The organism is Candidatus Poribacteria bacterium, from assembly GCA_009839745.1.
Classification (GTDB): Bacteria; Poribacteria; WGA-4E; order WGA-4E; family WGA-3G; genus WGA-3G.
The window spans coordinates 53389-70797 of sequence record VXPE01000108.1; the positions used below are offsets into that span (position 1 = coordinate 53389).

Annotated in this window: 18 protein-coding genes; 6 read left to right on the forward strand and 12 right to left on the reverse strand. The window is 47.3% G+C overall.

Annotated elements, in window-relative coordinates; genetic code table 11:
* Nucleotides 1-23 precede the first annotated feature (23 nt).
* Nucleotides 24-794, forward strand: a complete 771-nt coding sequence (locus F4X88_16275; GenBank protein MYA57838.1) for a LamG domain-containing protein — start codon at nucleotides 24-26, stop codon at nucleotides 792-794.
* A 248-nt stretch (nucleotides 795-1042) separates the two neighbouring features.
* Here the strand turns inward: F4X88_16275 and F4X88_16280 are convergent, their stop codons facing one another.
* The 11 genes from F4X88_16280 to F4X88_16330 all read right to left on the reverse strand — a co-directional run bounded on the left by F4X88_16280 (nucleotide 1043) and on the right by F4X88_16330 (nucleotide 11581).
* Complete coding sequence (locus tag F4X88_16280) at nucleotides 1043-1333, reverse strand: RNA-binding protein (protein MYA57839.1); 291 nt, start codon at nucleotides 1331-1333, stop codon at nucleotides 1043-1045.
* Between the two features lie 417 nt (nucleotides 1334-1750).
* A complete protein-coding gene (gene polA / locus F4X88_16285; GenBank protein ID MYA57840.1) occupies nucleotides 1751-4645 on the reverse strand; it encodes a DNA polymerase I in 2895 nt (964 codons plus the stop codon).
* Nucleotides 4646-4663: 18 nt separating this feature from the next.
* Complete coding sequence (locus tag F4X88_16290) at nucleotides 4664-5734, reverse strand: NAD(P)/FAD-dependent oxidoreductase (protein MYA57841.1); 1071 nt, start codon at nucleotides 5732-5734, stop codon at nucleotides 4664-4666.
* A 246-nt stretch (nucleotides 5735-5980) separates the two neighbouring features.
* Complete coding sequence (locus F4X88_16295; GenBank protein MYA57842.1) at nucleotides 5981-6367, reverse strand: hypothetical protein; 387 nt, start codon at nucleotides 6365-6367, stop codon at nucleotides 5981-5983.
* A 1-nt stretch (nucleotide 6368) separates the two neighbouring features.
* Complete coding sequence (locus tag F4X88_16300; protein MYA57843.1) at nucleotides 6369-6638, reverse strand: hypothetical protein; 270 nt, start codon at nucleotides 6636-6638, stop codon at nucleotides 6369-6371.
* Nucleotides 6639-6663: 25 nt separating this feature from the next.
* On the reverse strand, nucleotides 6664-7017 hold the full coding sequence (locus F4X88_16305) for an HNH endonuclease (protein MYA57844.1): 354 nt from the start codon (nucleotides 7015-7017) through the stop codon (nucleotides 6664-6666).
* The gene (locus tag F4X88_16310; GenBank protein MYA57845.1) at nucleotides 6996-8441 is read right to left on the reverse strand and encodes a menaquinone biosynthesis decarboxylase; all 1446 of its coding nucleotides are present in this window, start codon (nucleotides 8439-8441) and stop codon (nucleotides 6996-6998) included. The genes F4X88_16305 and F4X88_16310 overlap by 22 nt, the downstream gene beginning before the upstream one ends.
* A gap of 20 nt (nucleotides 8442-8461) precedes the next feature.
* Nucleotides 8462-8779 carry a hypothetical protein gene (locus F4X88_16315; protein MYA57846.1) on the reverse strand — a complete coding sequence of 106 codons (318 nt, stop codon included), beginning with the start codon at nucleotides 8777-8779 and terminating at the stop codon, nucleotides 8462-8464.
* A 19-nt stretch (nucleotides 8780-8798) separates the two neighbouring features.
* On the reverse strand, nucleotides 8799-9173 hold the full coding sequence (locus tag F4X88_16320; protein ID MYA57847.1) for a hypothetical protein: 375 nt from the start codon (nucleotides 9171-9173) through the stop codon (nucleotides 8799-8801).
* 78 nt (nucleotides 9174-9251) lie between these two features.
* Nucleotides 9252-10799, reverse strand: coding sequence for a tetratricopeptide repeat protein (locus F4X88_16325; GenBank protein ID MYA57848.1), 1548 nt, complete (start codon nucleotides 10797-10799; stop codon nucleotides 9252-9254).
* 35 nt (nucleotides 10800-10834) lie between these two features.
* Nucleotides 10835-11581 carry a LamG domain-containing protein gene (locus tag F4X88_16330; protein ID MYA57849.1) on the reverse strand — a complete coding sequence of 249 codons (747 nt, stop codon included), beginning with the start codon at nucleotides 11579-11581 and terminating at the stop codon, nucleotides 10835-10837.
* Nucleotides 11582-11760: 179 nt separating this feature from the next.
* Here F4X88_16330 and F4X88_16335 point away from each other — a divergent pair, with 179 nt between their 5' ends.
* The 5 genes from F4X88_16335 to F4X88_16355 all read left to right on the forward strand — a co-directional run bounded on the left by F4X88_16335 (nucleotide 11761) and on the right by F4X88_16355 (nucleotide 16465).
* Nucleotides 11761-12741 (forward strand): BMP family ABC transporter substrate-binding protein, encoded by a 981-nt coding sequence (locus F4X88_16335; protein MYA57850.1) that lies wholly within the window; start codon nucleotides 11761-11763, stop codon nucleotides 12739-12741.
* A gap of 2 nt (nucleotides 12742-12743) precedes the next feature.
* Entirely contained in the window at nucleotides 12744-14273 is a 1530-nt protein-coding gene (locus F4X88_16340; protein MYA57851.1) for an ABC transporter ATP-binding protein, read from the forward strand.
* A gap of 62 nt (nucleotides 14274-14335) precedes the next feature.
* Nucleotides 14336-14776: a hypothetical protein gene (locus F4X88_16345; protein MYA57852.1), complete on the forward strand. Its 441-nt coding sequence runs from the start codon at nucleotides 14336-14338 to the stop codon at nucleotides 14774-14776.
* 25 nt (nucleotides 14777-14801) lie between these two features.
* Nucleotides 14802-15650 (forward strand): amidohydrolase family protein, encoded by an 849-nt coding sequence (locus F4X88_16350; protein MYA57853.1) that lies wholly within the window; start codon nucleotides 14802-14804, stop codon nucleotides 15648-15650.
* Nucleotides 15651-15811: 161 nt separating this feature from the next.
* Complete coding sequence (locus tag F4X88_16355; protein ID MYA57854.1) at nucleotides 15812-16465, forward strand: DUF1326 domain-containing protein; 654 nt, start codon at nucleotides 15812-15814, stop codon at nucleotides 16463-16465.
* Between the two features lie 190 nt (nucleotides 16466-16655).
* Here the strand turns inward: F4X88_16355 and F4X88_16360 are convergent, their stop codons facing one another.
* Nucleotides 16656-17351, reverse strand: coding sequence for a discoidin domain-containing protein (locus F4X88_16360; GenBank protein MYA57855.1), 696 nt, complete (start codon nucleotides 17349-17351; stop codon nucleotides 16656-16658).
* Nucleotides 17352-17409 lie beyond the last annotated feature (58 nt).

A 17409-nucleotide genomic window follows, 5' to 3' on the forward strand; every position in this document is an offset into this window, starting at 1 on the left:
CTAAAGAAAGTGAGAGGATTCAAATGAAATTTAACACTTTAACATTTATCCTGTTTAGTTTAGGGCTGATAGCGATCAGTCTCGTTACGGTGAACAGTAGTAGTGCTGCAATTGATCCGAGCAGTGTTGTCGGTATTTGGCTGTTCGACGAAGCGGGCGGAAGCACAGTGATGGACGCTTCAGGAAACAATAACCATGGAACGATTGTCAACGCACCCATTTGGGTGGATGGGCGATTCGGTAGTGCTTTAGCATTTGATGGCAGTTGTGTCAACACAAACAAAAAACTTCTTAACGGCAGGAAGGAATTCACGGTTGTTGCGTGGGTAAAACCGGGAACGATCACCGAGAATCGGATCGGACTAATAGGACAGAACGATTCACCGGAATTCGGTTTTATTAACCCGGATACCGTTGCACTATGGACGCCGTCAGCTGGTAGTAATAATCATCCGTATGAGCATCCGCCCGGTGAATGGCACCATGTCGCCGCTGTGGCTTCTGGGGAATTCACGAAGGTTTACGTGGATGGCGAGGCGACCACAGTCAACGGTAGGTGGTCCAATCACGGCAGGTCCGATTTCAACGTGAACATCGGCGGATGTGGTATTTGGGATCCTAACGGTAATTGGTTCACAGGGGCAATGGATGAGGTCGGACTCTTCCACGCACCTTTGACAGATGCCGATATTACTGATATTATGAATAATGGCTTGACTGCCTTAGGCGTTGCGGTAGAACCCGCAGGGAAAATCGCAGTAACATGGGGTATCCTCAAGCAGAAGGAATACTAAGCATTTTTAGCACAGGACGGGTGAGCGGCGCGGTGCTCACCGCTGTATCCACAACCCGTCCTATGTCCAATTTTAACCGATAAACCCCGGTTCAAGGCTCGTTTTAAAGAAAACAAATCCCAAACCGGGGCAAAATTTATCAGCGCAGCAGGACGCGAAATAGTCGTTACCATCCCATCGCGACAATGTACCAATCCAATTCCAAAGGTCTATGCCATTGGAACTGTATTGGAGTTGTTAAAAACAGACTACATGTTCCTGTCTGAATCGTCATACCGGCGCGGCTCGCGACGTTGCTCGCGAGGACGTGCAGGATTAACTTTCAGCGGACGTCCCATCATCTCTTGGCCATCTAATGCTTCTATCGCTCGCTCGCCGTCCTCTTGGTTTTCCATCTCAACGAAGCCAAACCCTTTGGAGCGACCATCGTACCGGTCACGGATAATCGTAGCCGTTGCAACCTGACCATACTCTCCAAAGAGTTCTTCGAGGTCGGTTTCCGTGGCCGCATAAGGCACGTTGCCAACGTAGATATTCATCTCGTTTCTCCTTTTAGAAATTATATGTACCCTAACCTAGCATCACGAAGACAACCGGCACATTCACGCGAACCGTGTCTCTCAAAAAACCAGTATAGGGAATAGAAATACGGGAAAATGAGAAAACTGAGCACTGTCAGCATTTTCAAAGGCAGAAATTTGGCAGCAAGCGTAGGCGGACATTGCACGCAATGCCCAAATAGCAAGGATTGGGAAAAAGTAACTCTCATCAATCTCTTGTTGGAAGCCTCGTCACACTTACAATGAGCATGTTTCGGTTCCAAACCGTAAAACTGTCAAAACACTACTCGTAACTTTGCCAGCGGACACTATCCACATTTCCCTTAAACAAATTTACATAGAATTATATCACAATTTATATTACTTGTCAATATTAATTTTATCTGTTGAATAATTTTATTTCGCGATCATCCAATTATCGCCGATTCCTGCCTCTGTCCGAAGCGGTACCCGAAGCGTCATCGCGTTCTCCATCTCTTGACAAACAATCGCGGCATATTCCACCGCGAGTGCCTCTGGCGTTTCAAGCACTAACTCATCATGAATCTGTAGAAGCATTTTTAAGGGAAGTTTGTCTCTATCAATGCGATGCTGCACTTGGACCATTGCTGCCTTCATTAAATCTGCAGCGGAACCTTGCACCACAGTATTGATTGCCAGCCGCTCCCCAAGGCTTCGCCGACTCCGGTTGGTCGCATAGATTTCAGGGATGGCGCGTCGCCTGCCCGTGAGCGTGCGAACATATCCATGATCCGATGCCTCCTGAACGCACTGCTGTAGAAAACGATCTATCCCCGGAAAACGCGTTTTGTAATCCTCTATCAGGGCAGCCGCCTCTTTCACACGCATCCCCTTAATCCGACGCGAGAGACCCGTTGGCGAAACCCCGTAAATGATACCGAAATTGATGGTCTTCGCCTTATCACGAAGTTCACGCGTAACCGAGGCAGCCGGCACCTCAAACACCTGCGAAGCGACCGCTGTGTGGATGTCTAAATCTTGTGTAAACGTCTCGATTAAACTTTCATCTTCACTGAAATGTGCGAGAATGCGAAGTTCAATCTGTGAGTAATCTGCACAGATTAACTTATGCCCTTCGGGTGCCCTAAAAGCGCGCCGCAATTGTCTGCCAATCTCCGTTCGGACAGGGATGTTCTGTAGATTCGGGTGGTCGGACTTCAAACGTCCTGTCGCTGTCGTTAGCTGATAGAGGTGTGTGTGGATACGCTCTGTTTTTGGGTCAACTGCATTCTGGAGTTGCGCCAGATATGTGCTCTGTAGCTTACGGAATTGGCGGTACTCAATTATTAAGCGCGGCACACTTGTCTTCGCATCGTTGATATCTTCTCTCAGTGAGAGTGCTTCTAACACCGTCACATCAGTGGAGACTTTGCCACCCCGGGTCCGTTTCACAGGTTTGAAACCGAGTTCATCGAACAGCACCCGTGCCAGTTGTCTCGGTGAATCAATATTACACGGGTATCCAACGATTTCGTGAATCTCCTTTTGTCGAGCATCAACAAGTTCGCTAATCACAACGTTTTGGCGTTTGAGTTCCTCCTTATCGCAAACGATACCGTTATACTCCATTTCAGCGAGAATAGGGGCGAGCGGTGACTCTATATCACGCGCTAATGCTGTGATCCCCATCTCATCAAGTTTGGGCATCAGGAAATGATAGAGGCGGAGGGTAACGTCAGCATCTTCTGCGGCGTAAATTGTGGCTTCTGCCAATGGCACTTCATCGATTGTTTTCTGCCGATCTGCCTCCGTTTCAAACAGTTCACCTAAGTCCGTCGCTTGTAGGGGCGAGGTTGCCTCGCCCGTCCTATCTGAATCCGTCGTGAGTTCCTCAAACGAGATCATCTTGTGTTCTAAATGGAGCAACGCCAGTGTATCAAGGTTGTGGGAGGGGATCTGTGCATCAACTAATTGACTCGCCAGCAGTGTATCAAAAGCAGCACCTTGGAGTTTAACCCCGTTCCTGATAAGAATGCTGGCATCAAACTTTAGATTATGTCCACATTTCGGGAGTGCTGGATTCTCTAAAATCGGCCGAAGTGCCGAAAGCACAGTGTTTGTATCCAGATGATCTTTGGGGTGCGGGGAACGCACGGGAACGTAAACACCTTGCTTCGGTTTCCATGAGAAACTCAATCCGCACAGCCTCGCGTCGCGTTCCAAGCCATCCGTTTCGGTATCAAAACTGATAATCTCCTGGGTTTCCGATAGTGTATCAACGAGATCTTGCAGTTGATCGAGCGTAACGATCGCCGAATAGTCCCCCGTTTCAGCGGTCTCGTAATCGCCTTTGTCTAAAATGGCATCCGTTTTCTGTGCTAACGCCGCAACCCGTTCCTTGCGGGTCGTTGGTGTAGAAGGAACGGTGGACGTAGAATCACCCCCCGTAAGTTCCCGCACAACCTGCTCGTAGCGTTTGAGTTCTAACGCTTGGAAGAGGGGGAGGATCTTCTGGAGGTCAAGTGGTTTGACGCGTGCTTGTTCTATGGAGAAGTCCAAAGTCGCATCTCGCTTCAAGGTTACAAGCTCTCGTGAAAGATCGAGTTGTAAACGGGACTTCTCCAAATTTTCGCGACGTTTCCCTCTAATCTGATCAATATTCTCAAAAATGCCTTCAATTGAGCCGTACTGCTGAATCAATTGCGATGCGGTTTTCAAGCCGATTTTCGCAACACCTGGGACATTGTCTGAAGTATCTCCCATTAAGGCAAGCGTATCCACAACTTGAGACGGTTTTATGCCTTTCGTCTCCAGCAGCGACCGTTCGTCGATAATCTTATCGTTATGGAGGTCAAGCATTGTAACCCGGTTGCCGATTAACAACTGTTCGAGGTCTTTGTCTTTAGAAATAATAGTGACATTGACATCACTCGCCTCTGGATCGTTAAGGATTGCTTGTGTGACAGAGGCGATGATGTCGTCTGCCTCCAATTCAGGTTTACCGAGTGTCAAGATACCAAATGCCTCAAGCAACTCCAGGATCCGATGAATTTGTGTCACCAGATCATCAGGTGCCGGAGAGCGATTCGCCTTGTAGTCCGAATAAAGTTCATTGCGAAACGTGTTCCCTGGTGTATCAATCGCAGCGACAACATATTTTGCCTGAAGTTGCGTCAAGATCCGAATAAGTGTGCCAGCGAACCCGAACACAGCATGGGTCGCCTCGCCAGTGACGCTGCTCGTCAATCCGCTACGAATCGCATAATAAGCCCGAAATATTTCGGCGTGCGTGTCGATAATATAGACAGTATCTTTTTGCTCGTTTTGCATGATTCCTATACCTGCCTCCTAATCGGGGAAATGCCATTGACGTAAGGAGTCTGATGCTGACAAACCCGCCTCTTGTCCGAGCGCGAACGCAGTCGCAATCAGATTTCGCTCACCAGATATGATGTCACCCGCCGCGAAGAGTCCGGGAATCGTCTCTCCGCTGCTGTCCAACATTTGCATATCCTCGTTTGCGATAATCAACCCTTCTTCGTCCTTTTGATAGTCCCATCCCTCAAGAAACTTCGTATTCGGGATGAGTCCTTCATCAACGAGGAAACCGTGGAAAAATAATTCGCTCCCATCAACCATCTCAAATCCTAAAAGGTCGGTTTTTTCACCGATATGCCGTTTAATCTTTGTTTCAATGATATTAATTTTACGGGCTTTCACCTGCTCTAACACAGGTGGAGACATCCCGTGGGGTCTACCGTTTGTGAGAATTGTAATTTTATCCGTAAAATCTTGTGCCCCAATCGCTGCCTCGTAGATATAGTCGCCAACGCCGAGGAGTGCAAGATGTTCGTTGACATGGAGATGTCCATCACAACGGATGCAGACATGCCACCCTTTTCGATTGCCGGCATAGCGAAATACCGTCGCATACTGCTTATATAAACGCTCCGCATCGGGGTCAAATTCAATATCGGGCCACTTATCATCAAACCCAGCGGCAACGACGATAGTGCGAGATTTAAAAGATACCATTTCCATGAATGTATTTTTTTTCAGTGTTTTTGTAGATGCTTCGAGTTCAAATAGGTCGCCGTTCCGTGTGAGTTTCGCAACCATGCCGTCGCGTATATCAATACCTGTCTTGCGTTTCTCTGAACCCAGCATGAAATCGACGACGGGGCGGCTTTCCATCCATTTCATGAGTTCTTTCGCAAAGTGAGGTCCAATGATACCCGGAAAAACCGGCGCATCTTCAATTTCTACGGACTTTGACCAGTAAGCGCGACCCCGACTAAAACTCACCTTTCCTGAATGCAGCACTAAAACGTGCCGCATCTGATGGCTCGCTGAAACCGCTGCTTGCGCGCCCGCAGGTCCCGCGCCAATCACTGCAACGTCGTAAATTGTTTCTTGCACGGTTTTTCTCCTTTTTTAATTTCGCATTTAGTAGATTGGGGATCGCTTAAATTTCATTTCACATAATATTTCATAAGCAATATTAAGCAACAAGTTTCAGATTTTGAGGAAGGGTGGAAGCACAGGAAGACTGGAAGAAACACCGTATCCGCTATCTTCCAACCTTCCAACACAATTGAGAATGCAAAACTTCAATGTTAATACTCAAACTTGCTTAATGGGTGATTTTAAATCAGGAAATAAGACTTAATCAATCCCTCCTTTTTCCTCATCATGATTCTCTCCATTTAATCTTTCTCTTATAGTTTCCCCTATCTTCTTTACTGATGATTTAGTGAGATATGCTACAACACCAAAATATACACCTAAGACAAACCCTGAAAATGCTGCAATCCCAAATAAATACTTTACTATTTCTAATTCTGGCTTAAAATCAGAAGTTAGTAAAGCAATCGTGAATGCCACTCCTAAAGTAATCAATGAACTTGACAAACTAATCTGTATGGTTGAAATTCCGCCTCGTTCGAGGGATTCCAGTTCATCTTCTCTAACTTCATATAACACAACAGCATCAACTTTGCCCCTTCTTACCCTAATATTTTCATCGCTTGCTGGTGATCGAAAATCATTCATCTTATAGATATTCCTTTAACCATTCATTATTTTTTTCACCGTATGAGTTTAGCCACGCAGAATAGGTTCCAGAACGTATAACAAATATACTATCTATATCATCGATCACCTGATGTAGATCATCTCGTATCTTGGCAGGTGTTTCATCCGAGATAATTGCCCAGCAATTCTCGTGAATAGGACAGTAATTCTTATACGCTGCAAGTTTATGCTTAAGTGCAATTTTCTTATCATCATCTTTTACATGGAAAGTAATGATGTAAGTTGTCATCTATTTGTCCTCACTCATTTACAGTTCAAATTTTATTGAGCCTTGAAATCAGATATTCTTGTCCACGGTCGCCTTTAACTCTGTTACAATGACCACAAAGCAGTTGCAGGTTTTCAATATGATCCGTTCCGCCACTGGTTTCAGCAATGATATGGTCAACCTCCAAATGTCGCATCTGAAAATGCTCACCGCACCCATTACAATATCCCTCCTGTTCTCCATATAACTCTTTCTTGTTTTCGGGTGCATTGTATCGCGGAATATCGCCCAAATCCGTGCGTTTCGGAATATCCGTGCGTGCAATAATTTCCTGAAACAATCCCTGATCTGCTTCGATACGTTCAACAACCAAGTAAATTAAAACCCGTACTTTTTCCATTTTTCATCGACTAACGCTATCACCTCGTCAGACATTTGGATCTCCTGGGGCCACTCGCGTTCATACCCCTCCTCCGCCCATTTCGTTGTCGCATCGATACCCATCTTCGATCCCGCACCCATCAATGGTGCCGCGTGGTCCAGCACATCAACAGGACCTTCGACAATCGTCACATCTCTTTTCGGATCGACATTACTGCCGACATAGAATAGCACCTCTTCAAGGTTTTGGACATCGACCTCTTTATCAACGACGATGATAATTTTGCTGAACATTAACTGCCCGAGTCCCCACAAGCTGTGCATAATCTTCTTTGCGTGGTAGGGGTAGCGTTTGTCAATAGAGATCAGCGCAAAATTGTGGAATACACCAAATAAGGGGAGATTCATATCGACGAGTTCTGGCAACTGCGTCTTAATCAACGGCATAAAGATCCGCTCAGTCGCCTTACCCATGTAGCAATCCTCCATCGGCGGTTTACCGACGATGATCGTCTGATAGATCGGATTTTTCCGATGTGTAATCGCTGTGATATGAAGGAGCGGGTACTCATCTGCCAAGGAATAGAACCCGGTATGATCCCCGAAGGGACCTTCTATACAGGTTTCATTTGGCGCAATGTATCCTTCAATCACGATGTCCGCGTCTGCAGGCACGAGCATATCAATCGTCTTGGCGGGTACCATCTCCACATTCGCTTTTCGCAGAAACCCCGCGAAGAGGAGTTCATCAATCCCAGATGGAAGGGGTGCCGTGCCGATATAAGACATCACGGGATCCCCACCGAGGGCAATTGCAACAGGCATCTGTCGTTCTGCTTGTTGATACTCGCGATGATGCGCAGCACCATCGTGATGAATTTGCCAGTGCATCGCTAAAGCGTCCGACGTTATTTTCTGTAAACGATATGTGCCAACGTTCCGTTGACCCGTTTTAAGGCTATGCGTGAAAACCTGGGGCAAGGTGATGTATCTATCGGCATCAAGGGGCCAACATTTTATGAGCGGCAACACATCTAAGGAGGCATCCTCACCCGTCCGGACGACTTCTTGACATGCACCTTTCTTCACCGTTTTCGGCGGAAAGTTCGTCAATTGCGACAGCAGTCGGAGAATTTTTATCTTATCGAGGAGGGAATCCGGGGGTCCCAATTTAATCATACTCTCAATTTCCGACGCGATTTGCCCAAGATCGTCAACGCCAAGTGCCATCGCCATCCGTTGATAAGAGCCGTAAGTATTGATGAGGAGCGGCATCCGGCTGCCTTCTACCTTTTCAAAGAGAAGCGCAGGACCGCCTGCTTTACTCACCCGATCGGTAATCTCAGCGATTTCCAAGTCCGGTGATACAGTTGTTTTAATGCGTTTGAGTTCGCCTGCTCGATCCAAGGCTTTGACGAACTCTGCGAGACTGTTGTATGCCATGTGAATCCTTTCATGATACACTATTGTTTTGTATGTCTCTCAATTGGATCCCATTGTGTTTTTATTTTAACCCACGAATCCCATTTATAGTTTTGTGCAATGGACATAGCAAACGTTTTTGCAGCGTCCTCAAGGGGTTTCACATCTTCCAGTTTTAAATCGGTATAATATCTAATGCGTAATATAATAGTTTTTCCATCTTCCCCAGGGACGTATGCATAATCAACATTATCACTATGCATTGAGTTCACGTGTTGGATAAGTGAATTTAGCATTACTACCAGCCACTCTAAACGTGACGGTGTATAATCCTCAAATCCTGGTGCTTTTTCAGACATCGTTAATCTCCTTTTCTAACTATAGAAATTTGACAATTAAGGTAACGATGATGCCTACAAAAGAAACGACAGCAGGAACAAGAATACCTATGAAAGTTTTTAAGCTTGATAACTGATCCTTGAAGTCACCTCTAACCTTCTGAATGTCATCTTTTAGGTCTGTCTTAACTCCCTGTATATCGCCTTTGATATCTTCCTTAACATCTTTGATGTTATCCTTGAGGTCAGTCTTGACTTCGCGAATGTCTTTCTCAAGGTCAGTTTTAACTTCTTTCACACGTTCCTCTAAGTGGGATCTTACTTCAGATAACTCTCTACTATACTGTTGCTCTTTTTGAGTTAGATAGTTTCCAAGCCCCGCAGTTATATCCTCACCCAATCTCGTGTTTTCCATAAGTTTCTCCTGTGAAATAGCGTTTTGTAGCGAATGTCCCAAGTGGGTAATTATGAGTATCACAATTTTAGGAGATAGTTATTCTACCGCCAATTTACCAGAAATCTGTTTTAACCCCTGCTGATAGTTCCGGTTTTCTGGGTCAAGTTCTAGTGCTTTTCGGATAGATTTCTCTGCTTGTGGATAGTCGCCGCGCCGAAAATCAATGATTGCGAGGGTGTTGTAATAACTCGCGACGTTCGGATCCAAGCGGATGGCTTCTTGAGCATAACGCCGCGCCGCTTCTAAATCGGTTTTCGCTTGACGCGCATAACAGATACCCAAGTTATGGTGTATCTCAGCAGTGTCAGGGGCTAATGCCGCGCTCGCCTTATATGTATCAATCGCTTCCGCATAACGCTTCTGTTTCAACAAGATTGTTCCAATCTTTAGATGTGCCTCTAAAAGTTGGGGTGCCAGCGCGGCTGCACGTCGATAATGTTCCAGGGCGGATTCCATTTCATTCTGACTGAAATATGCCAGACCGAGTCCCGCGTGTGCCTTGGCGAAATTCGGTTGGAGTGCCAACGCTTTCCGCTGGGCAGTAATGGCTCCCGAGTGTTTTCCAAGCATCGTATAAGCAATACCCAAACCGTTATGAGCTGGCACAAGTTCGGGGTTCATTCCGAGTGCTTTTTGATATTCCCAGACCGCTTTCTCATAAAATCCGTTTTTGAGGTAGAGCCGCGCGATATTGGCGAGAATCTGGGCGCGTTCCGCTGTCCCTTGTGTCCGCTGCAACGCGCCTCGTAGCTGATGTAGAGGGGTCAGGGTCGCTTTGCGTTCTTCAAACAGTGCCATCTGTTCACGCGCTGCGGACGGATTTCCAGCGCGAAGGGATGCCTGCGCGAGATTATAGAGTGCCTCAACTAACATCTCGTCGTGTGCATACGCTGTTTGGTATGATGCGATTGCGTCAGTCCACCGCTTTTCTTGGGCGTAGAGCAGTCCTAACTGATAGTGCGCTGCTGCGAATTCCGGTGCGATGGCAATTGCGCGTTGTTGATGCTGCATCGCGGCGGAACGTTCACCGCGTTTGCTGTAGACATTCCCGAGTTGATGATGAATCATTTCATCGTTCGGATCCAAAGCAATTGCCACTTTGTAAGCATCGAGGGCTTCGGTGTAACGGTGCATGTTCACATAAGCACTCGCCAGAGCCGCATGGGTATATGCCCAATCGGGAACGGAGGCAATCGCACGCCGATATGCAGCGACGGCATCTTCAAATTTCTCAAGTCCGGTGTATCCCAATCCCAATCCATAGTAAGCAGTGGCAATATCCGCATTGTGCCCAGTCCTCGCGCTGTTGGAAACTGGATTCACTTCCATCAACCCAATTATTCGACGATACTCGTCAACTGCTTCCGTGTAAGCCTCAATTTGGAGGTAAACCTTCGCGAGTTGCAATCGAGTCTCAATCCGTGTGCCATCAACCGCCAATTCTGCTTTGTAAGCGCGAATCTGTGCTGTGATGTCCGCAGCAGTCGTTTCTTGACAGAACCCGACTGAGATGTGATGGAAAGCAAGGTGGCACGCGACGAGTGCCATCAATACAACTGGGGAATAGGAAAGTTTCCGGGCCACTTACTGCCATCCCAGTGGTGCGATGGAGACACCACCTAAAAACGTTGTTTGAGGCGTCCCCATGTCGTGGCAAGTTTATCATTCGCATCAACGGCAAGGGTATCTATAACGTTATCACCGGTAATCATGACATCGTCAAAACTCGCTGCGGTCTCCCATGCCCATACACCGATTTTGCCGGTCTTGTAGGCATTATCCTTCTGTTCACCCTGCAATTCGCCGTTAATATAAAATTTAAATATCTCACCTTCAATCACAGCTTTAACATCAAGCCATTCTTCGAGCTCTATCTTCACTTTTTTAGTGGCCGGAATATTACTGTTAATCGCTTGACGCGTATCCCACGCCCCTTTGGTATGCTTCCAGAGTTCAGACTTGTTGTTCGGAATGTTGAGATAATAGACATAGTACTCATGCTCGCTTTGTGCCCGGAAAACGAGACCTGCCCAATTGTGCTCATCTATTCGGATTTTTGCTTCAACGGTGTAATCATCCCAGTCCTCTTCACCGACGAGAGAATGTTCAGCTTTCCCGCCTCTTTCGACTTGGTAGATACCACCTTTGATTTCCCAATTTCCGTTCGCGACTTTCCAGTCATCGTGTTTTTCCTCAAAGTCCCACAATTGCGTCCCTGCAAAAGTTGGTAGCGAAAACGCGACCCCCAAAAGCATAATAAGACTCAGGGGAACTAACTTCGAGAATCCGATAGCCGTTCTCATACTTTCTCCTCCTATTTTCTCCCAATACAATATAGGGCTCATCAACACATTTTCTGCCATCATAACGATAGTAGAAACTACATAAATAGAATACCTTTAAAAGCGAATAAAGTCAACATTAACTTCAGAGACTTTAGAGCCAAAATAAGGCTTGCATCTAATCCTATTGTCGTGTATCTTAAAGGTATTCAGACACTCTTAGGCTTTATCTCTCAAATGACACAGAGTTTAGAAAGGAAAATATTTTGCGTATAAGGATTTTAATCACACTTTTAATCACCTGCTTTGCTGTAATAGAGGCAACTCCCGCAGCACTAAAAGTCGGTCTCATCTATGATATCACCGGGCGCGGTGATCTCTCCTTCTGCGATGCCGCCTACGCAGGCGCGAAAAAAGCAAAAGACGAATGGGGATTCAAACTCACAGAGGTCACGCCAAGCCTCAGCACGGATAACGAGTTAACGCTCCGCAGACTCGCAAAACTGAAATATGATCTCATCATCGGGGTCGGTTTCCTGTTTCAAGAACCGATGAACCGTGTCGCAAGCGATTTCCCGGATGTCAAGTTCGCACTCATTGACGCAGTCATAGAACACCCCAACGTCGCCTCGCTGACCTACCGAGCACACGAAGGCACATTTCTTGCAGGGGTCATTTCAGCGTTGAAAACCGAGGAAAAGCAGATAGGTTTCATCGGAGGGATGAAGGTGCCGCTGGTTGAGGCTTTTGAAATCGGCTATCGAGCCGGTATTGTGGCAACGAACCCCGATCTTAAACTGGTGGCGGATTACGTAGGTGTTACGCCGCAAGCATTCAACGATCCGGCAAAAGCCAAGGAGCTCGCACTTTCGCAATACAACCGTGGCATAGATATTATCCTTGCCGCTGCCGGTGCGAGCGGCTTGGGGGTTCTTGAAGCCGCAAAAGCAACACAAAAATCAATCATCTGGGTCGATTCCAATGGTAACAATCTCGCCCCCGGCTTAGTACTCACAAGTGTTATCAAGGGTGTGGAAATATCGGTTTATGAGACAATAAAGAGTGTCCAAGAAGGAAATTTCTCTGGCGGTTTGAAAGAGTACGGGCTTAAAGAGGGCGGTGTCGAGTACATTATTGATGATGTCAATCGCGCGCTCCTCTCGGACGAGATTCTGGAACAGGTCGAGGCATTTAAGACGAAAATTATCGCGGGCGATATCGTCGTTCCGCACAAACGGCAGTAAAGATGGCGCGTACATCAATCATTGAGATGCATGGCATCAACAAGCGTTTTGGGCAAGTACAGGCAAACGACGCAGTAGATTTCACGCTCCATCGGGGTGAGATCCACGCCATTGTTGGTGAAAACGGGGCAGGCAAGTCTACACTGATGAAAATTCTCTACGGGTTGTATCAACCCGATACAGGCGAGATTTTCGTCGATGGACGTGCTGTGGCTATCTCTTCACCACGACGCGCAATGCAGCTCGGTTTGGGGATGGTCCAGCAACACTTTACGCTGATTCCCGTCTTCACGGCACTTCAAAACATCGTCCTTGCCAAAGAGCCTCGCAAATTCGGTGCACTTCTCGATTATCAACAGGCAGGAGAACAGATTGCTGCTCTCGCAGCACAACTCGGTTTCGATGTCCCACTGAACACCCCTGTCGAATCCCTCCCAATTGGGGCACAACAACACACCGAAATCCTGAAAGTCCTCTACCACGGGGCAGACATCCTTATCATGGATGAACCGACAGCCGTGCTTGCACCCCAAGAGGTTGAAGGACTCTTTAATTGTATGCGTAGCCTCAAAAGCGAGGGAAAAAGCCTCATAATCATTACACATAAACTCGATGAAGTCATGGCAATCGCCGATCGTGTCACAGTAATGCGACGCGGGAGAGCCGTCGCTTCTTGTTTGATCGACGACACCGATGCTGCAGTGTTGGCAGAAATGATTCTCGGTGAACCCGTTATCCCTACGTCTGTGACGCGAGAACAGACGACAGGCACAACACCTCTGCTCCGTTTGGAAAACGTCACGCTCTCAGGAGATTCTGACACCCACAGAAGACACACATGGAAAAAGGTGGTGACAAATAAAGCATCCAGCAAACGGTATCTCAACGAAGTGAACCTTGAAGTCTTCCCCGGTGAAATCGTCGGTATAGCAGGGGTCGAAGGGAACGGACAGTCAGAACTCGTTCAGGTCCTGACAGGATTACGGCAGATAGATAGTGGGACACTCACGCTAAACGGAGAACGAATCGCTCACATCCCCGCCGATAGACACCGACACGGCATTAGTCTGAACGACCGAATTGACGATAACTTTATCATCAGGCATCATAAACACAGTCGGTTCTGCCGATACGAACTACTGCAGCGAAAATCAATTCAACGGTATGCGCTGAATGCCCTTGATAAATACCAAATTCGTGTTGGAGATATAGCGGATCCGATACGAACCCTCTCTGGCGGGAATCAACAGAAAGTCGTCGTCGCACGCGAGTTAGAGGCACATCCCGAAGTTATCATTGCGGCACATCCAACGCGAGGTTTAGACATCCATGCCGCGGAATTTGTCCATACACGACTTATTCATGCTCGGAACCGCGCCAAAGCCGTTTTACTCGTCTCCTCTGAATTGGATGAACTCCTTCATTTGAGCGACAGGATCGCAGTGATGTACGATGGCAAAATTGTTGGTATTGTGAAGCCTGCAGAAACAAATAAACAGGAGTTGGGTGCCCTGATGCTCGGTTTGACGTAGTGCTCAGGTTAGATTGACAAATGCTGCAGGACACGCTATACTATACAATGGAGGAAGGCACTATGAAATATACTTTATTTTTCTTTGCTGCGTTTTTTGTAATTATATCGCCTACCTTTAGTGAATTAACGTCTCAAGATCTTGACAAGATCCGTCTGATTGTCAAAGAAGAGGTTTCTGAATCCGAGGAGCGGCTCAGAGCAGAAATCGCTGAGTCTGAAAAGCGGCTCAGATCAGAAATCGAGAAATCCGAGTCGAATATGAAAGGATATGTTGACCTCAAATTTGAGGGCGTTAACACCAAATTTGAAGGGGTTGACCAACGGCTTACCTTGGTCGTAGGCTTCGTATCCGCGCTCATAATTCTCATCGTTGTAACTGTAGTCATTCCACAAATTATCATAGCATGGCGGGGGAAAAACGAGCGAGAACAAGGCAAAAAAATCGAAAAACTATCGCGAGAAATAGAAGCCCTGAAACAACGGCACATTGTAAGTCCGTAGTATCCGAACAGAGGACTCCAGAAAAATGATAATTGATTCCCATACCCACGCATGGCCCCGGTGGCCCTATCAACCCCCTGTTCCTGATGACGAAAGTCGCGGTAAAGTTGAACAACTCCTCCACGAAATGGATCTGCACGATGTCGATAAAGCCGTGCTTATCTGCGCACGCATCGATCGAAACCCCGAAAACAACGATTACGTCGCAGCGTGTGTCAAACGTTACCCTGAGCGACTCATCCAGTTTGCTGATGTGGATTGCTCATGGACAGAGACGTATCACACGGATGGTGCCGCCGATCGGTTGAAAACTGCAGCGGAAGTGTATTCCCTCAAAGGCTATACGCACTACCTCAGGGGGGATGACGATGGGAGTTGGTTCTTTTCAGCGGAGGGACAACGTTTCTTCCAGACGACAGCCGACCTCGGACTCATCGCCAGCATCGCCATGGGAAGCCATCAGCACGAGGCACTCCGAAAACTCGCGGCGCAGTTCCCGACTGTGCCATTTCTGTGCCATCACATGGGCGGTGCGCGCGCCGGTGAGGAACCTCCGTATCCGCAGCTCAAGCAGGTGCTTGCATCAGGGGACGTGCCGAACATTCACATCAAGATGTCAGGTTTCGCTTATGTCTCGCAGGTCTCATGGGATTATCCACAATCGGATACCCATTGGATTGTGCGTGCCCTCTATGAACACTTCGGGCCTGATCGTCTCTGTTGGGGGTCCGACTATCCAGTTGTTCGCAACTTTATGACCTATCAGCACGCCCTTGAGGCGTTCCGAACGCACTGTCCATTTATCCCAGAGGCAGACAAAGCGGAGATTTTAGGCGGAACGCTCCATCGCCTGTTAGCGGAAGCAGGAAGATAGCACGACCTCTATTGATTCTCGGGCGTGCCGGTAGATAACAGAAAAAGCAGAAAAGGTTGCTTTTTAAATTGATTTAAGGTATAATAAGAGTTAAGGTTAAAATGGTATAGTGTTACTATTGCGTTTAGTAAGGTGAATCTCAAAAAAATGGAGAAATTAAGATGAGAAATATCTTTGTTTTGACGGTCCTCGCGCTGACCTTCATAGCAGGTTTCGCTTTTGCCAGCGAATCACCGACTGTGCAAGGCGAATACATTGAAGCCCGTTCAGCGAGTGTCTATGTCGGAGCATGCCACTATGGTTCCGAATTCGTGGAAGGTGGCAGAGAGGCAACCGCCGTCTGGAACATCCAGAGTGGAACGTGGAACGATGTTTCACTGGAGAACCTAACAGTCGTCGCTGTTATTAGTGCGAAAAACAATTTGGCAATTGAGACCAAGACCCGTAAGAGCGTGTTATACATGGATCCGAGTACTACCGCAGAACAGCGCGCCGCACTCAGCGACCTACTCACGACGAAATATGCTGGTGTTTTGGGTGAAGTCGTCGCAACCCAAACCGCTTCCGTTGAATTCACGAAGGAAGGCACCAAATATGATATAAGCGTTGGTGAAGTTCTCAAACTTTCCGCCAATCGTTATCCGTGTGCCGATTGCACACAGCCCCATCAGATCTGGTACAAACCACTGACAACGATTCAGAACGCCATTGTCGGTAAATCCGAAGTTTATCGCTATAAGGATGCCCACCTCCCGGTGACGTGGCAGCAGAGCGGCACAGAGAACAACGTCTTTGTCGGCGACTTCTCGATTTAAGGTAGTGAATGTCTGTAGTTACCTCTGCGTAGCTACAGACACCTCTTACACGCCTCAGAATAGTGATTTTTAACTTACTATAAAGGTTCTCCGCAGTAGAGTCCATGCGATTTCAAGCGGATATGAAAAACGGCTCAAACCAAGGTATTACTGGATTCAAGCCGATTTAGAAAATGTCTGATAGTTGCCCTTATCGGGCGTTTTTGATGCTGCCCCATGTGGTTGCGAGCTTGGCTCTGGGGTCTACGGGAAAACTATCATCGCCGAAGAACTCAATCTCGCCAATTTGAAAGTACGCCCCAGCCGGGTTCGATGCGGTGTCAAAAGTAACATGCCGAAAAAAACTATACCCGGTTTTTTGAACGTCGTAATCTTCCCCTGCCTCAAAAAGGACGACTTGCAGTCGCTGATCCCAAAAACTCTTCCCGTCGTGAGCATAGATGGTCGTAAACTTCTTGCCGTCGTTCGACCCCTGAACCTCCCACACTGTAGGGTCCCTCGGAGGAACATCGTTCGCTGAAGATACGGTGAAGTGTGTCAATGCGTACTGCTCCTCAAACTCAGCTGTCACGTGTAGACCTTCTTTCGGAATACCGCCCCCACGTCCGCAGCACCATTTGTCATTGCTGGGACCAAGGCGGTTATCGAAGACGTTAAACGCAAATTCTCCGCCCGCGAATCCGGGTTCATCATTGGCTGAGAAAGTGGCGTTGTAACCTTTATCTGCTTCAGGCTCGCCATCGTCTTCTGGGTCGGTGAGGTCTCCTCCGAGCAGTGAGTCCGTCCCTGTTCCCAAGACTTCCTCCGCCTGTGCCATGTCGCTCGTGCTGATAACAAGACAGGCTATCATCAACACAAATCCTGCTAATACCAACATAATTTTCATGTCGTTCAATCTCCCAGAGAAATGAATCTCATTTTTACGTGAGTTTCCACTTCTTATA

What these genes read in the sequence shown, in the direction of transcription:
- F4X88_16275 (MYA57838.1), top strand. Translation starts at nt 24, where the DNA reads ATGAAATTTAACACTTTAACATTTATCCTGTTTAGTTTAGGGCTGATA.
- F4X88_16280 (MYA57839.1), bottom strand. Translation starts at nt 1,333, where the DNA reads ATGAATATCTACGTTGGCAACGTGCCTTATGCGGCCACGGAAACCGAC.
- polA (MYA57840.1), bottom strand. Translation starts at nt 4,645, where the DNA reads ATGCAAAACGAGCAAAAAGATACTGTCTATATTATCGACACGCACGCC.
- F4X88_16295 (MYA57842.1), bottom strand. Translation starts at nt 6,367, where the DNA reads ATGAATGATTTTCGATCACCAGCAAGCGATGAAAATATTAGGGTAAGA.
- F4X88_16300 (MYA57843.1), bottom strand. Translation starts at nt 6,638, where the DNA reads ATGACAACTTACATCATTACTTTCCATGTAAAAGATGATGATAAGAAA.
- F4X88_16305 (MYA57844.1), bottom strand. Translation starts at nt 7,017, where the DNA reads ATGGAAAAAGTACGGGTTTTAATTTACTTGGTTGTTGAACGTATCGAA.
- F4X88_16310 (MYA57845.1), bottom strand. Translation starts at nt 8,441, where the DNA reads ATGGCATACAACAGTCTCGCAGAGTTCGTCAAAGCCTTGGATCGAGCA.
- F4X88_16315 (MYA57846.1), bottom strand. Translation starts at nt 8,779, where the DNA reads ATGTCTGAAAAAGCACCAGGATTTGAGGATTATACACCGTCACGTTTA.
- F4X88_16320 (MYA57847.1), bottom strand. Translation starts at nt 9,173, where the DNA reads ATGGAAAACACGAGATTGGGTGAGGATATAACTGCGGGGCTTGGAAAC.
- F4X88_16330 (MYA57849.1), bottom strand. Translation starts at nt 11,581, where the DNA reads ATGATGGCAGAAAATGTGTTGATGAGCCCTATATTGTATTGGGAGAAA.
- F4X88_16340 (MYA57851.1), top strand. Translation starts at nt 12,744, where the DNA reads ATGGCGCGTACATCAATCATTGAGATGCATGGCATCAACAAGCGTTTT.
- F4X88_16345 (MYA57852.1), top strand. Translation starts at nt 14,336, where the DNA reads ATGAAATATACTTTATTTTTCTTTGCTGCGTTTTTTGTAATTATATCG.
- F4X88_16350 (MYA57853.1), top strand. Translation starts at nt 14,802, where the DNA reads ATGATAATTGATTCCCATACCCACGCATGGCCCCGGTGGCCCTATCAA.
- F4X88_16355 (MYA57854.1), top strand. Translation starts at nt 15,812, where the DNA reads ATGAGAAATATCTTTGTTTTGACGGTCCTCGCGCTGACCTTCATAGCA.
- F4X88_16360 (MYA57855.1), bottom strand. Translation starts at nt 17,351, where the DNA reads ATGAAAATTATGTTGGTATTAGCAGGATTTGTGTTGATGATAGCCTGT.